General features: G+C 64.5%; 12 protein-coding genes. 5 read left to right on the top strand and 7 right to left on the bottom strand.

What is annotated here, in order from left to right:
* Positions 1-77 precede the first annotated feature (77 nt).
* From CK486_RS07925 to CK486_RS07910, 4 genes are all read left to right on the top strand, one after another.
* Positions 78-1,274, top strand: a complete 1,197-nt coding sequence (locus tag CK486_RS07925; protein WP_095939753.1) for a class I SAM-dependent rRNA methyltransferase — start codon at positions 78-80, stop codon at positions 1,272-1,274.
* 232 nt (positions 1,275-1,506) lie between these two features.
* The gene (gene ilvD / locus CK486_RS07920) at positions 1,507-3,345 is read left to right on the top strand and encodes a dihydroxy-acid dehydratase (protein ID WP_095939752.1); all 1,839 of its coding nucleotides are present in this window, start codon (positions 1,507-1,509) and stop codon (positions 3,343-3,345) included.
* A gap of 151 nt (positions 3,346-3,496) precedes the next feature.
* Positions 3,497-4,441 (top strand): ABC transporter substrate-binding protein, encoded by a 945-nt coding sequence (locus CK486_RS07915; RefSeq protein ID WP_095939751.1) that lies wholly within the window; start codon positions 3,497-3,499, stop codon positions 4,439-4,441.
* Positions 4,442-4,447: 6 nt separating this feature from the next.
* Positions 4,448-7,498 carry an ATP-binding protein gene (locus CK486_RS07910; protein WP_095939750.1) on the top strand — a complete coding sequence of 1,017 codons (3,051 nt, stop codon included), beginning with the start codon at positions 4,448-4,450 and terminating at the stop codon, positions 7,496-7,498.
* A 32-nt stretch (positions 7,499-7,530) separates the two neighbouring features.
* Here the strand turns inward: CK486_RS07910 and CK486_RS07905 are convergent, their stop codons facing one another.
* The 4 genes from CK486_RS07905 to CK486_RS07890 are packed head-to-tail and all read right to left on the bottom strand — an operon-like array spanning position 7,531 to position 10,423.
* Entirely contained in the window at positions 7,531-8,040 is a 510-nt protein-coding gene (locus tag CK486_RS07905) for a dihydrofolate reductase (protein WP_095939749.1), read from the bottom strand.
* Positions 8,037-8,831 (bottom strand): thymidylate synthase, encoded by a 795-nt coding sequence (locus CK486_RS07900; protein ID WP_095939748.1) that lies wholly within the window; start codon positions 8,829-8,831, stop codon positions 8,037-8,039. The genes CK486_RS07905 and CK486_RS07900 overlap by 4 nt, the downstream gene beginning before the upstream one ends.
* Positions 8,831-9,631, bottom strand: a complete 801-nt coding sequence (lgt, locus tag CK486_RS07895; RefSeq protein ID WP_095939747.1) for a prolipoprotein diacylglyceryl transferase — start codon at positions 9,629-9,631, stop codon at positions 8,831-8,833. The genes CK486_RS07900 and lgt overlap by 1 nt, the downstream gene beginning before the upstream one ends.
* Before the next feature lie 9 nt (positions 9,632-9,640).
* Entirely contained in the window at positions 9,641-10,423 is a 783-nt protein-coding gene (locus tag CK486_RS07890) for a sulfite exporter TauE/SafE family protein (protein ID WP_095939746.1), read from the bottom strand.
* Between the two features lie 103 nt (positions 10,424-10,526).
* Between CK486_RS07890 and CK486_RS07885 the strand changes: the two genes are divergently transcribed.
* Positions 10,527-11,276, top strand: a complete 750-nt coding sequence (locus CK486_RS07885; protein ID WP_095939745.1) for an NRDE family protein — start codon at positions 10,527-10,529, stop codon at positions 11,274-11,276.
* On the opposite strand, the gene CK486_RS07880 is transcribed toward CK486_RS07885, so the two are convergent.
* From CK486_RS07880 to CK486_RS07870, 3 genes are read right to left on the bottom strand one after another with little or no spacing between them, the layout of a single operon-like run.
* A complete protein-coding gene (locus CK486_RS07880; protein WP_095939744.1) occupies positions 11,262-12,101 on the bottom strand; it encodes a hypothetical protein in 840 nt (279 codons plus the stop codon). The two genes, CK486_RS07885 and CK486_RS07880, sit on opposite strands and share 15 nt — an antisense overlap.
* Positions 12,098-14,377 carry a phosphoenolpyruvate--protein phosphotransferase gene (gene ptsP, locus CK486_RS07875; protein WP_095939743.1) on the bottom strand — a complete coding sequence of 760 codons (2,280 nt, stop codon included), beginning with the start codon at positions 14,375-14,377 and terminating at the stop codon, positions 12,098-12,100. The genes CK486_RS07880 and ptsP overlap by 4 nt, the downstream gene beginning before the upstream one ends.
* A 41-nt stretch (positions 14,378-14,418) precedes the next feature.
* Complete coding sequence (locus CK486_RS07870) at positions 14,419-14,898, bottom strand: RNA pyrophosphohydrolase (protein WP_095940000.1); 480 nt, start codon at positions 14,896-14,898, stop codon at positions 14,419-14,421.
* Positions 14,899-14,904: the final 6 nt, after the last annotated feature.

Here is a 14,904-nt window from a genome sequence, read left to right as displayed (position 1 = left end):
TAATCATGATTTATGGCAAGGGCCGGACAGACTGCCGCTCGGCTATAATGCCGGCCTTTTTCCGGAGAGCCTGCCCCATGAGCCTGCCCAGCCTGCGCCTCAAAGCCAATGCCGATCGCCGTCTGCGTGCCGGCCACCTGTGGGTCTACAGCAACGAGATCGATGTCGCCGCCACCCCGCTGGCTGGCTTTGCCCCCGGAGACCAGGCCATTCTCGAAGCCGCCGGCGGCAAGCCGCTAGGCGTAGTGGCCATGAGCCCGAACAACCTGATCTGTGCCCGCCTGCTGTCGCGCGAGGTCAAGCATATCCTCGACAAATCCCTGCTGGTGCACCGCCTGAATGTCTGCCTGTCGCTGCGTGAGCGCCTGTTCGACAAGCCGTTCTACCGTCTGGTGTACGGCGATTCTGACCTGCTCCCGGGTCTGGTGGTCGATCGTTTCGGCGACCATGTGGTGGTCCAGCTGGCCTCCGCGACCATGGAGCACCACAAACACGATGTGGTCGAGGCGCTGGTTCAGGTGCTCAAACCCGCCGGCATTCTGCTGCGCAACGATGCCAGCTCGCGTGACGCCGAGGGCCTGCCGCGCTACGTCGATACTGCCTACGGTGAAGTGCCGGACTGGGTTGCCCTGGAAGAAAACGGCGTGAAGTTCGAGGCGCCGGTGCGTGAAGGCCAGAAGACCGGCTGGTTCTACGACCACCGCATGAACCGCGCGCGTCTGGCCCCCTACGTCAAGGGCAAGCGCGTGCTTGACCTGTTCAGCTACATCGGCGGATGGGGCGTGCAGGCAGCGGCTTTCGGCGCCAGCGAAGTGATGTGCGTGGATGCCTCGGGCTTTGCTCTGGATGGCGTCGAGCGCAATGCCGCGCTTAATGGCGTGGCCGAGAAGATGGCCTGCGTTGAAGGCGATGCGTTTGAAGCGCTGAAGGAGCTCAAGGCCTCGGAAGAGCGCTTCGACGTGATCATCACCGACCCGCCCGCCTTCATCAAACGCAAGAAGGACCTGAAGAACGGCGAAGCGGCCTACCGCCGCCTCAACGAACAGGCCATGCGTCTGCTCAACAAGGACGGTATTCTGGTCAGCGCCAGCTGCTCCATGCACCTGCCCGAAGATGACCTGCAGAACATCCTCCTGACCAGCGCCCGCCACCTGGACCGCAACATCCAGTTACTCGAACGTGGCAGCCAGGGCCCGGACCACCCGGTGCATCCGGCAATCCACGAGACGCGCTACATCAAGAGTCTCACCTGCCGCCTGCTGCCCAACAGCTGATCGTTCAGGCTGGCGGCCAGCCCGACCGCCAGCCTTTCGCGCCCGGCACACCCGGCGTAGAATCCTTGCATCCCTTGCCAACCATCCCCGGCGGGCTTGTGAGCAGCGGCTGAGCGAACGGCGACCCCTTCGTAGCCAGCCAGTCGTGCAACCCCGGCCACCGCGCCGACCCTGTTGCCCGAGCAGCCTCACGCAACCCTGATACCGAACCTGATAGCCGCAGGAATCCGTCATGCCCGATTACCGCTCGAAAACCTCCACCTTTGGCCGCAACATGGCCGGCGCCCGTGCCCTCTGGCGCGCCACCGGGATGAAGGACGAAGACTTCAAGAAGCCGATCATTGCCATCGCCAACTCCTTCACCCAGTTCGTGCCCGGCCACGTGCACCTGAAGGACCTCGGCCAGCTGGTCGCCCGCGAGATCGAAAGAGCCGGCGGCGTGGCCAAGGAATTCAACACCATCGCCGTGGACGACGGCATCGCCATGGGCCACGACGGCATGCTGTATTCGCTGCCCTCCCGCGAGATCATCGCCGACTCCGTGGAGTACATGGTCAACGCCCACTGCGCTGACGCCATCGTGTGCATCTCCAACTGCGACAAGATCACCCCCGGCATGCTGATGGCCGCCCTGCGCCTGAACATCCCGGTGGTGTTCGTTTCCGGCGGCCCGATGGAAGCCGGCAAGACCAAACTGGCCAGCCACGGTCTGGACCTGGTCGACGCCATGGTCGCCGCCGCCGACGACTCCTGCTCCGACGAGAAGGTCGCCGAGTACGAGCGTAGCGCCTGCCCCACCTGTGGCAGCTGCTCGGGCATGTTCACCGCCAACTCGATGAACTGCCTGACCGAAGCCCTGGGCCTGTCCCTGCCGGGCAACGGTTCGACCCTGGCCACCCACGCCGACCGCGAGCAGCTGTTCCTGCGCGCCGGCCGCCTGGCCGTCGAGCTGTGCCAGCGCTACTACGGCGAGGGCGACGAGTCGGTGCTGCCGCGCAATGTCGCCAGCTTCAAGGCGTTCGAGAACGCCATGACCCTGGACATCGCCATGGGCGGTTCGACCAACACCATCCTGCACCTGCTGGCCGCCGCCCAGGAAGCCGAGATCGCCTTCGACCTGCGCGACATCGATCGCCTGTCGCGCAAGGTGCCGCAGCTGTGCAAGGTGGCGCCGAACATCCAGAAGTACCACATGGAAGACGTGCACCGCGCCGGTGGCATCTTTTCCATCCTCGGTGAGCTGGCCCGTGGCGGCCTGCTGCACACCGACGTGCCGACCGTGCACAGCAAGACCATGGCCGACGCCATCGCCCAGTGGGACATCACCCAGACCAGCGACGAGGCCGTGCACACCTTCTTCAAGGCAGGTCCTGCCGGCATCCCGACCCAGGTCGCCTTCAGCCAGAGCACCCGCTGGGAGACCCTGGACGACGACCGCGAAAACGGCTGCATCCGCTCCGTCGAGCATGCTTACTCGCAGGAAGGCGGCCTGGCTGTGCTGTACGGCAACATCGCGCTGGACGGCTGCGTGGTGAAGACCGCCGGCGTGGATGAGTCGATCCACGTGTTCGAAGGCAAAGCCAAGATCTTCGAGAGCCAGGACAGCGCCGTCAAAGGCATCCTCGCCGACGAAGTGAAGGCCGGCGACATCGTGATCATCCGCTACGAAGGCCCCAAAGGCGGCCCGGGCATGCAGGAAATGCTCTACCCGACCTCCTACCTGAAGTCCAAGGGCCTGGGTAAAGACTGCGCTCTGCTCACCGACGGCCGCTTCTCCGGCGGTACCTCGGGCCTGTCCATCGGCCATGCCTCGCCGGAAGCCGCCGCCGGCGGTGCCATCGGCCTGGTCAAGGACGGTGACCGCATCCTGATCGACATCCCTAACCGAGCGATCAATCTGCAGATCTCCGACGCCGAGCTGCATGCCCGCCGCATCGAGCAGGACCAGAAAGGCTGGAAGCCGGTCGCGCCGCGTGCGCGCAAGGTGTCCACCGCACTCAAGGCCTACGCCCTGCTGGCCACCAGTGCCGACAAAGGGGCGGTGCGCAACAAGGCTCTGCTGGATGGGTAAGCGGGGCTAAGGCAACGCATACACGGTACGGCGGAAGAGACGCCATCACGAGTGCCACCTGCCTATCCTGAAAGCCCGGCCCCGTGCCGGGCTTTTTCATGCCTGCCGTTTGCCTGTCTATAGTGAAAGCACTCGCCTGGAGACCACGTCTATGCTCCGCAGCTTTCTCATTGCCACCCTGCTTCTGCTCGGCGCCTGCCGAGAAACGCCTGACACGCCCCTGCGCATGGCCATCAACCCCTGGCCAGGCTATGAGTTTCTCTACCTGGCCGAACGCCTGAAGCTGTTCGAGGCCGAAGGGGTGAATGTCCGCATCCTGCAATTCAGCTCGCTCAACGATGCGCGCCGGGCCTATGAACAAGGCAAGGTCGATGGCTTTGGCGCCACCCTTGTTGAGGTCTTGATGGCGCGGCAGAACAGCCCGCGCCAGCCGCGGCTGGTGTATCTGCCGGACTACTCCAACGGTGGCGACCTGATCATCGGTCAAAGCGAACTGGCCGACCTGAGGGCCCTGGCCGGCAAGCGTGTGGCCATTGAGCCAGGCACCCTCAATACCTACATCCTGTCCCGGGCGCTGCAGCGCCATGGCCTCGAGCTGCCGCAGGTCAGTCTGGTGGCCATGCCACAGGCAGAAATGTCGAACGCCCTGGACAATGAAAAAATCGATGCCGCCGTGACTTACCCACCCTTTTCCGTGGCCATGCTGAAGAGCCCCAAGCTCAAAAAGCTGTTCGACACCAGCGAGATTCCCGGCGAAGTTCTGGATGTACTGGTCGTCGATGCCAGCACGCTGGAAGCCAGGCCAGAGGATGTCGCCAGGATGCTGCGCGCCTTTACCCGTGCCATCGATTACTCGCGCGAGCACCCGAAAGAGGCCTACACCATCATGGCCGAGCGCGAAGGACTGAGCCTGGAGGACTTCCAGGCCGCCATCGAGCAGGACCTGCATATTCTCGGCGCTCAAGAGCAAGCCCAGTTCTATGGCCCGGAGCAACGTCTGCTCAAAGCACTGCAAAGCACTCAGCAGGTGCTGCTGGACAGTGGCGCGCTGACCGCCGAGCAGGATCTGCCCAGCCTCATTGTCCCGCCGCGCTGATCACTCATGAACACACGCCGCACCCTGCCACTGAACTGGCTGATCATGCTGCCGCTGGCCGCCGCCTGGCTGCTGCTGGGCGTGCTGCTGCTGGTCTTTTCCGCCAGCAGCAACCGTCAGATTGGCAACGACCTCGTCAAACTGAGGGCCGAATCGCTGATGGGCAACCTGCAGGTGGCAGCGGAAACCGTCGACCGACACCATGAACTGCAACGTATCGTGATGGCAATGGGGGCCGAAAACGATATTCATGAGCTAGTGATCGTCGCAGGCACGCCGCCACGGGTTCTGGCCAGCCTGGACACCAGCCAGATCGGCAAACCCCTGAGCAGTCTGGAAGCTCAATCGGTGCAACTGATCGAACGCAGCCAGCAGCTGCAAAAAACCCTCAGCACGGAAGATGTCAGCAAGACTGCCGAGCAGCATCTGGACTTTTCAATGCCAATCCTGCTGGGCAACTCCCTGCTGACGGATCAGTTGCAGAGTCAGGGCGCCATCTACCTCGAGCTGGACACCCACGCCCTGCAAAGCGGCCTGCAACAGCGCGTGCTGCAGCAGAGCGCACTGCTGATGCTGGGCACTGCCGGCCTGCTCGGGCTGCTGGCCTGGCAACTGCGACGCAAGGTATTGAACCCCCTGAGCCAGTTGCTGCAGGCCATTGCCAGCAGCAACCCCGAGCCACGCCTGCAGCAGGCCAGCCTGGATACCCGGGGAGAGTTTCAGGTGCTGGCGCAGACGCTGTACCAGCAGTTCCAGCGCGAACAGCGCGACAAGGCACGCCTGCAGAGCATCCTCGCCTCGGCCGGCGAAGGGATTCTGCTGGCAGATGGCAACGGCCTGATCAGCTATGCCAACCCTGCCCTTTGCCGGCTGTTCGGCTATACCGAAGAGGCCCTGCTCGGCGAGTCGGTGCTGAAGCTGGTCTACACCGACAGCGACCGCGAGCGCCTGATTCAACTGCGTCAGGAGTTCCGCAGCGAGGCGCCACCGCGCCAGTTCATCGGCGAGGTACTCGGCTGCAGCCTCAATGGCACAGCACTGCAACTGGCCATGATCTGCAGTCACATCCACCTGCACGATGAAGAAATCTTCACCGTCATGCTTCACGACATCGGCGAGCGCAAGGAGGCCGAGCGCCTGCTGAAGCAGGCACGCGAAGCGGCGGAAAGCGCCAGCCGGGCAAAAAGCGAATTCCTCGCCACCATGAGCCACGAAATCCGCACACCGATGAACGGCGTGATCGGCATGGCTCAGGTGCTGGCCGACACCCCGCTGAACAACCAGCAGCAGGAACTGGTCAGCACCCTGCAACACTCCGCCGAGCTGCTCCTGACCCTGCTCAACGACATCCTCGACCTGTCCAAGATCGAAGCCGGCATGCTGCGTCTGGAGCAGACCGCCTGCAACTGGGAGGACATCCTCCTCGATGCCTGCAAACTGATGCAGCCCCACGCGCAGAAGAAAGCCCTGCAGCTGTTTCTGCTGATCGAGCCCGAAGTGCCTGTGGCCATCCTCGGCGACCCGATCCGTCTGCGTCAGATTGCCCTCAACCTGCTGAGCAATGCGGTCAAGTTCACCCGCCATGGCTACATCCATGTCGAGCTGAGCCTGACCCGCCAGCTGACCGGCAGTGCCAGCTTCCGTCTGCGCATCCGCGACACCGGTATCGGCATGACCCAGGCGCAGCAGGCGCGCCTGTTCCAGCCCTTTACCCAGGCAGATTCATCCACCACCCGCGAATTCGGTGGCACCGGTCTGGGCCTGTCGATCAGCCGCAAGCTGCTGGAACTGATGCAGGGCAGCATCCAGCTGAGCAGTGCACCGGATGAAGGCAGCTGCTTCACCATCGACCTGACCCTGCCGTGTCAGACCCTGCCTCCCGCACAGGACAGCCACAGCCTCAGCGGCAAACAGGTACTGCTGCTGGATACTCAGCCGCTCAACCTGCAGGTTGTGCAGAGCAGCCTGATCAGCAGCGGCTGCCATGTGCACTACCTTGAGCAGGCTGACAGCCCCCTTCCGCCCCATGATCTGTTGCTGATCAGCGACCGCATCGACAGCAGCCTGCCCGCCGGGCTGCGTGATGAGCCGCAGCTGTGGCTCTGCAGCCTGCCCCACGAACAGTGCCGCTGTCCGGCCGGAGTGCCGCGACTGCCGCAGCCGGGCAAGCGCAGCGAGCTGCTGCAGGCCGTTGAGCAACTGCTCGACCCGAACCACAGCGCCGCAACACCATCGCCATCCGGCCCGGACAGTTTGCCGATGCGTCTACACGGCCGCCTGCTGGTGGTCGAAGACACTCTGCTCAACCAGCAGGTGATCCGCGCCATGCTCGAACCCTATGGCCTTACCCTGCAGTTTGCCGATAACGGCCAGCTGGGGGTGGAAGCCTGCGCCCGGGAAAGCTTCGATCTGGTCCTGATGGACTGCCTGATGCCCGTGCTCGACGGTCTGGATGCTACCCGGGCGATTCGCGCCCGCGAGGCCAGTCTGGGCAGCGCCCGCCACCTGCCGATCATTGCCCTGACCGCCAACGCCTACAAGGAAAGTCGCCAGCGCTGCCTGGAAGCCGGTATGGATGATTTCCTCAGCAAGCCGGTAATGCGCGACGAGCTGCTGCAAGTGCTGCAACGCTACCTGCCCGCCAGCCATGATCCGGCCCCCGAGACCCGCCAAGAGCCAACACCCATGCCCAGCCAGCCAGAGCCTGTCGACTACCCGCGCATCGTGCAGATGTGCGAGCAACTGGGCACGCCGGTCATGAGTAATCTGTTGCAGGAGTTCGCCCGACAGGCCGGCAGCATGGCCGACCAGTTGTGCGCGGCAATCGAGAGCGCCGACTGGCCAACCGCACACCGCATGGCTCACAGCCTCAAGGGCAGCTCCGGGACTCTCGGCATGGATGCCCTGAGCCAGCAGGCGGCGGCACTGGAGCAGCAGCTCAAGCACGACCCGGCCCAACTCCCCCCCGAACCGCTGCGCGAAGCGGCCCAGCAGCTGCGCGCCGGCGTCGCACAACACAGCCAGGCGGCACTGGCCTGCTGCGAGGTGCAGGCCTAGCAGGCTGTTGAAAAACTACCTGCTAGCGAGAGCTAGATCTGACGCTGCCAGACCTCGTAGCTATGCCCCGGCGTTTCGCCTTCGGCGGCATGCTCGGTGCAGCTCGTGCGCTGCCACTGCTCACCCTCGAAGGGCGGAAACCAGGCATCGCCGGCCGGGCTGAGCGCCACCCGGGTCAGGTACAGGCGTTCGGCCAGCGGCAGCGCCTGCTCATACAGCTGCGCGCCGCCGATCAGCATGACCTCGTCGACACCCTGCTCCTGCGCCCAGCTCTGGGCACGCTGCAGCGCCTCGGGCAGCGAGGCGAAGACCTCGGCGCCCTCCAGCTGCAGGCCCGTCTGGCGGCTGACCACCAGATTGAGCCGGCCCGGCAGCGGCCGGCCCAGCGAATCCCAGGTCTTGCGCCCCATCACCACCGGCTTGCCCAGGGTTCTGGCCTTGAAGTACTTGAGATCACCCGGCAGACGCCAGGGCAGCTGGTTGTCCACGCCGATCACGCGGTTCTCGCCCATGGCGGCGATCAGGCACAGCGGCAGACTCATACCGCCACCGGCGCCTTGATGTGCGGGTGCGACTGGTAGCCGACCAGTTCGAAGTCCTCGAAGCGGAAGGCCAGCAGGTCCTTCACCTCGGGGTTGAGCTTCATCTGCGGCAGCGGGAAAGGCTCGCGGGTCAACTGCAGATCGGTCTGTTCCAGATGGTTGGCGTACAGGTGGCAGTCACCGCCGGTCCAGATGAACTCGCCCGGCTCAAGATCGCAGACCTGCGCCACCATCAGGGTCAGCAGCGCGTAGCTGGCGATATTGAAGGGCACGCCGAGGAAAATGTCGGCCGAACGCTGGTACAGCTGGCAGCTGAGCTTGCCGTCGGCGACATAGAACTGGAACAGCGCATGGCAGGGCGGCAGGGCCATCTGGTCGACCAGTGCCGGGTTCCAGGCCGAGACGATCAGCCGGCGCGAGTCCGGGTTCTTCTTGATCATCTCGATCAGCTTGCTGATCTGGTCGATCGACTCGCCGTTCGGCGCCGGCCAGCTGCGCCACTGGTAGCCGTATACCGGGCCGAGGTTGCCGTTCTCGTCGGCCCACTCGTCCCAGATACTGACGCCGTTGTCCTTCAGGTACTTGATATTGGTATCACCCTGCAGGAACCACAGCAGCTCGTGGATGATGGACTTCAGGTGGCACTTCTTGGTGGTGACGATGGGGAATCCATCGGCCAGGTTGAAGCGCATCTGGTAACCGAACACGCTGTAGGTGCCGGTGCCGGTACGGTCTTCCTTGAAAGTGCCGTGCTCGCGCACATGGCGCATCAGGTCGAGGTACTGTTTCATCAGGCAGCTCCCTGCGCCGCTTGGCGGCGGTAGGCAAAAACAATCAGGGCAATGCCGACGATCACCATCGGCAGGCTCAGCACTTGGCCCATGGTCAGCCAGCCGAAGGCGAGGTAACCCAGCTGGGCATCCGGCACGCGGACGAACTCGGCGAGGATGCGAAAGCAGCCATAGCTGAGGGCGAACACGCCGGACACGGCCATGGTCGGCCGCGGCTTACGGGTATAGAGCCAGAGAATCACAAACAGCGCCACGCCCTCCATCGCGAACTGGTACAGCTGCGACGGATGACGCGGCAGCTGTGCCGGATCGGTGGGGAAGACCATCGCCCAGGGCACATCGGTGGCCTTGCCCCACAGCTCGGCGTTGATGAAGTTGCCCAGACGGCCTGCGCCCAGGCCAATCGGAACCAGAGGGGCGATAAAGTCCATCAGCTCGAAGAAGGTCTTGCCATTGCGCTTGCCGAACCACCAGGTGGCCAGCATCACGCCGATAAAGCCCCCGTGGAAGGACATGCCGCCTTCCCACACCTTGAACAGCGACAGCGGATCGCTGAGGAAATGGCCGAAGTTGTAGAACAGCACATAGCCAAAGCGGCCACCGAGAATCACGCCCATCGCCACCCAGAACACCAGGTCGGACAGTTTGTCCTTGGTCCAGGCCGGATCGAAGGCCTTCAGCCGCCGGCTGGCCAGCAGCCAGGCACCACCGATGCCGATCAGGTACATCAGGCCGTACCAGTGGATTTTCAGCGGCCCCAGGGCAATCGCCACCGGGTCAATCTGCGGATAAGCCAGCATCACAACTCCTTAAACGAGAAAGCTCAGGCCCACGCTCAGCAGCAGCAGGGCAAACAGACGCTTGAGCAGGCGCGGCGGCAGGCGGTGGGCCAGACGCGCACCAAAGCGGGCAAAAAACATCGAGGTCAGGGCAATCCCGACCATCGCTGGCAGATACACATAACCCAGGCTCCAGGCTGGCAGCTGCGGCTGGCCCCAGCCGATCACCAGAAAACTCAGGGCGCTGGCGATGGCAATCGGCAGGCCGCAGGCTGACGAGGTCGCCACGGCCTGTTGCATCGGCACGCTGCGCCAGGTCAGGAAGGGCACGGTCAGCGAGCCGCCGCCGATGCCGAAGATGGCCGAGGCCCAGCCGATCACGCTCCCGGCGGCCACCAGCCCCGGCTTGCCCGGCACGCTGCGCGCGGCCTTGGGCTTCAGGTCCAGAGTCATCTGCACGGCGATGATGATGGCGAACACGCCGATGATCTTCTGCAGCAAGGGCCCCTGAATACTGGCGGCCGTCAGCGCCCCCAGACCGGCGCCAAGCAGAATGCCGACGGCCATCCAGATGAAGATCGGCCACAGCACCGCACCCTTGCGCTGATGTTCCAGCACCGAGTTGATCGAGGTGAAGATGATGGTCGCCAGGGAGGTGCCGACCGCCATATGGGTGAGCACTTCCGGAGCAAAGCCCTGGGCCGCGAAGCTGAACACCAGCACCGGCACAATGATCAGACCACCACCGACGCCAAACAGCCCGGCCAGCACACCGGCCGCCGCCCCCAGCAGCATGTACAGCGCAAATTCCATGAGGTCCCCCAGACAAAGGCGCATGGTAACGGATGCCCCGCCGCCCCTCCACCCGCGCCGATGGATGCAGTAGTCTGAGAGTTCACTCCAAACGAGTCCTGCCATGTGCCTGATCGTCTTTGCCTGGCGCCCCGGCCACGTCCTGCCCCTGCTGGTGGCCGCCAACCGCGACGAGTTCTACGCCCGGCCGGCCGCTGCACTGGCGCCCTGGGACGACGTGCCCGGTCTGGTGGCCGGCCGTGACCTGCAGGCCGGCGGCACCTGGCTGGGCCTCGGCGCCAACGGGCGCTTTGCCGCCCTGACCAATATCCGCGATCCGCGTCAGCCGCTGGGCAGTGCCTCGCGCGGCGAGCTGCCGGCACGCTTTCTCGCCGGATCGCAAAGTCCTGCCGAGTTCATTGCCGAGCTGCAGCCGCAGCTGCACCAGTTCAGCGGTTTCAACCTCTTGCTCGGCGACGGCCGGCAACTGTGGCACCTCAATCAGCGCGAAGCCCAGCCGCGTCAGCTCGGCGAAGGCATCTACGGCCTGTCCAACGCCACCCTCGACACGCCCTGGCCAAAGCTGCTGCGTGCCCGCCAGGGCCTGCAGCAGGCCCTGCACGACGGCGATGACGAACGCCTGTTTGCCGTGCTGGCCGATCCGCAGCCGGCAGCCGACGAACACCTGCCGGATACCGGCGTGGGCCGCGAGACCGAGCGGCTGCTGTCCAGCGTGTTCATCCGCAGTGCCGCCTATGGCACACGGGCCAGCACCCTGGTGCGGGTGCGGGAAGATGGCAGCCGGAGCATTCACGAACGCCGCTTCGGCCCGCATGGCGAGTCACTGGGCGAGACGCGCTTAGAACTGCGGTAGGTCGAGGCAGAACAGGCGCGAGCGCTGCTGGCGGTCATCCGGGTCATTGACCAGACGCAGACTGCCATCGGCGAGCATCACCAGCCCTTCGATCTTGGCCTGCCCGGCCAGTAGCCACTGCCGGCTAACCCTGCCGGCATCCAGGCAACCGATCACCGAACCGGCGCAGGCACCGTCATGGTAGCTCGATGTGGTGTCCTCGGCGGCGGCGGAAAACAGCAGGCGCCCCTGCAGGTCCAGACACAGATCGGTGAGGCTCAGTGGCACGCCCTGCCAGTCTCCCAGCTCGACCGGCTGCACAGTACACAGCGCACTGGCCGATAACCCACCCTCATGCAGGCCGCTCAGTACCCGAGGCAGGTCCAGACTGATCAGGGCATTGACCCCACCCCGGCCATTACCGCGCTGTGCCAGCAGGAGCTGCTGCCCCTGCACCACGGCACCTTCCAGATTGAGCTCCGGCAACTGCGTCGCCAGCGCGTCATACAACTCGCTCAGATCGATCACCCGGTGCTGCTCGCCGTCGACCAGCACAGCCCGGCAGCGCTGCGCGGTGGAGCCGGAACCAAGCGCCAGCAGGCGACCATCCGGCAGCACGCAGAGCATTTCGAAGTCGGGTTTCAGGCGTTTGCGTTCCGCCGGCTCCTGCGGCAGTTCGCCCGCCAGCAGGGACTGCTGACCGATAAAGCCGCCCGTCAGGCTGTAGCGCTGCAGCAGCAGTTCGTCATCGCCCAGCACATACAGCCGCTCATTCAGCACCACCAGTGCGCTGGCTGCCGCCAGACGCAGGGTCGCCAGTTCCTGCAGCGGCAGGGGGGATGTCACGCCTGAATGGTCGCGGCCGGGTTGATCACCCGGCCCAGGCCGAGGTTGCGCAGAGCCAGGTGCAGTGAACTGTGGATCACCTGCGGGCTGTCCATGCGCAGCAGTTGCGCCAGCAGCTCCTGGGCCTTGCTCATGCTGAGCTGACGCAGCAGCCACTTCACCTTGGGCAGGTTGGTGGCGTTCATCGACAGCGAATCGAAGCCCATGGCCATCAGGATCACCGCCGCCGCCGGATCACCGGCCATTTCGCCGCAGATGCTCACCGGCTTGCCTTCGGCATGAGCGCCGTCGACCACCAGCTTCAGCGCATGCAGCACGGCCGGATGGAGGAAGTCGTAGAGATCGGCGACACGCGGGTTGTTGCGGTCCACCGCCAGCAGGTACTGGGTCAGGTCGTTGGAGCCGACCGAGAGGAAGTCGACCTGGCGCGCCAGTTCGCGCACCTGATAGACGGCAGCGGGAATCTCGATCATCACCCCGACCGGCGGCATGGGAATGTCCACACCTTCGTCACGAACCTCGCCCCAGGCGCGGTGGATCAGGTGCAGGGATTCTTCCAGCTCCTGCAGGCCGGAGATCATCGGCAACAGGATGCGCAGATTGTTCAGGCCCTCGCTGGCCTTGAGCATCGCCCGCACCTGCACCAGGAAGATTTCCGGGTGATCGAGGGTGATACGGATACCGCGCCAGCCGAGGAAGGGGTTTTCTTCCTTGATCGGGAAGTACGGCAGCGCCTTGTCGCCGCCGATATCCAGAGTACGCATGGTCACCGGCAGCGGGTGAAAGGCCGCCAGCTGACCCCGGTAGTTCTGCATCTGTTCCTTTTCGCTGGGGAAGCGCTCGTTGATCATGAACGGCACTTCGGTGCGGTACAGGCCCACACCCTCGGCCCCGCGTTCCTGCGCGCGGGTCACGTCGGCCAAAAGGCCGGTGTTGACCCACAGCGGCACGCGGTGACCGTCCAGAGTCTCGCAGGGCAGCTCGCGCAGGGCGTCAAGACCCTTGACCAGCTGACGCTCCTCCTCGACCACCGCACGGTACTGCCGCGCCAGCTCGGCCGAGGGGTTGGTGAAGACTTCGCCATGGTAGCCGTCGACGATCATGGCGATGCCGTCGACCTTGGAATACGGCAGGTCGACCGCCCCCATCACCGTGGGAATACCCATGGCGCGGGCCAGAATGGCCACGTGGGAGTTGCCGGAACCCTGTACCGAAACCAGACCGATAAGTTTGCCGGCTGGCACCTCGCCAAGCATGGCCGGCGACAGCTCCTCGGCCACCAGAATGGTGTTGTCCGGATAGGTCTGCTGCTGCTTGCGCTCTTCCTGCAGGTAGGCCAGGAGGCGACGACCGAGGTCGCGCACGTCACTGGCGCGTTCGCGCAGGTAGGCGTCGTCCATCAGCTCGAAGCGCGCCACATGCGCATTAACCACCTGACGCAGGGCGCCCTGCGCCCACTGTCCGGTGCGGATAACGGTGCGCACCTCGTTACCCAGCGCGGCATCGTCGAGCATCATCAGGTAGACGTCGAACAGGGCACGCTCTTCCTTGCGCAGCTGGGTGGCCAGCTTGGCGGAGAGCTCCTGCATATCCTCGCGGACCCATTCCAGCGCCTTGCCGAACAGCTCCAGCTCGGCGTCGATATCGTCAACGCCCTTGTCTGGCACCACATCCAGATCGGCCGGCGGCAACACCACCACGGCGGAGCCGACCGCGGCGCCCGGCGAACCGGCCACACCGACAAACTTGGCTTCCTGAATGCCCTTGCCCTGCTTGCCCAGACCACGGATCGAACCGGTGGCCTCGGCATGGGCGATAACGCCGGCAAGCTGGGCGCTCATGGTGACCAGGAAGGCTTCCTCGCCTTCGTCGAACTGGCGGCGCTCCTTTTGCTGCACCACCAGTACGCCCATCACACGACGGTGGTGGATGATCGGTGCGCCGAGGAAGGAGGCATAGCGCTCTTCACCGGTTTCGGCGAAGTAGCGGTAGCGCGGGTGGGTGGCAGCATCTTCGAGGTTGAGCGGCTCCTCGCGGCTGCCCACCAGGCCCACCAGGCCCTCGTTGGGCGCCATGCTGACCTTGCCGATGGAACGCTTGTTCAGACCCTCGGTGGCCATCAGCACGAAGCGATTGCTTTCCGGGTCGAGCAGATACACCGAGCAGACCTGGCTGCCCATGGACTCTTTCACGCGCTGCACGATGATGCCCAGCGCCGCCTTGAGGTCCTTGGCGGCGTTGACTTCCTGCACGATCTTGCGCAGCGTGTTGAGCATGGTCAGGGCCGTATCTCCCGTGTTATTCGCGCACTGATTAGTTATTCACGTACCAGCAGGCGCGGAGCCAATTCCTTGAGGGCGCGGCGATAGACCTCGCGCTTGAACGTCACCACCTGATTCAGCGGGTACCAGTAGCTGACCCAGCGCCAGCCGTCGAACTCCGGCTTGCCGGTCACATCCATCCGCACACGGTCTTCGGCACCGGTCAGACGCAACAGAAACCACTTCTGCTTCTGGCCGATGCACAGCGGCTGCGAGTGCGTACGCACCAGACGCTGCGGCAGACGATAACGCAACCAGCCACGGGTGCAGGCGAGGATCTTCACATCCTCAGGCTCCAGACCCACTTCTTCGTTCAACTCGCGGAACAGCGCCTCTTCCGGCGTTTCGCGCGGGTTGATGCCTCCCTGGGGAAACTGCCAGGCATCCTGATTGATGCGGCGTGCCCACATGACCTGCCCGGCATCATTGGAAAGGATGATGCCGACATTGGGGCGAAAACCATCGGAATCAATCACGGCAGG

The organism is Pseudomonas sp. HAR-UPW-AIA-41 (assembly GCF_002304225.1).
GTDB lineage: Bacteria > Pseudomonadota > Gammaproteobacteria > Pseudomonadales > Pseudomonadaceae > Aquipseudomonas.
Note: the sequence above shows the minus strand (reverse complement) of the source record. Positions and strands in the feature narration are given on the sequence as shown.

Excerpts from the sequence above, each read along its gene's own strand:
- CK486_RS07925 (WP_095939753.1), top strand. The coding sequence starts at position 78 with ATGAGCCTGCCCAGCCTGCGCCTCAAAGCCAATGCCGATCGCCGTCTG.
- ilvD (WP_095939752.1), top strand. The coding sequence starts at position 1,507 with ATGCCCGATTACCGCTCGAAAACCTCCACCTTTGGCCGCAACATGGCC.
- CK486_RS07915 (WP_095939751.1), top strand. The coding sequence starts at position 3,497 with ATGCTCCGCAGCTTTCTCATTGCCACCCTGCTTCTGCTCGGCGCCTGC.
- CK486_RS07910 (WP_095939750.1), top strand. The coding sequence starts at position 4,448 with ATGAACACACGCCGCACCCTGCCACTGAACTGGCTGATCATGCTGCCG.
- CK486_RS07905 (WP_095939749.1), bottom strand. The coding sequence starts at position 8,040 with ATGAGTCTGCCGCTGTGCCTGATCGCCGCCATGGGCGAGAACCGCGTG.
- CK486_RS07900 (WP_095939748.1), bottom strand. The coding sequence starts at position 8,831 with ATGAAACAGTACCTCGACCTGATGCGCCATGTGCGCGAGCACGGCACT.
- lgt (WP_095939747.1), bottom strand. The coding sequence starts at position 9,631 with ATGCTGGCTTATCCGCAGATTGACCCGGTGGCGATTGCCCTGGGGCCG.
- CK486_RS07890 (WP_095939746.1), bottom strand. The coding sequence starts at position 10,423 with ATGGAATTTGCGCTGTACATGCTGCTGGGGGCGGCGGCCGGTGTGCTG.
- CK486_RS07885 (WP_095939745.1), top strand. The coding sequence starts at position 10,527 with ATGTGCCTGATCGTCTTTGCCTGGCGCCCCGGCCACGTCCTGCCCCTG.
- ptsP (WP_095939743.1), bottom strand. The coding sequence starts at position 14,377 with ATGCTCAACACGCTGCGCAAGATCGTGCAGGAAGTCAACGCCGCCAAG.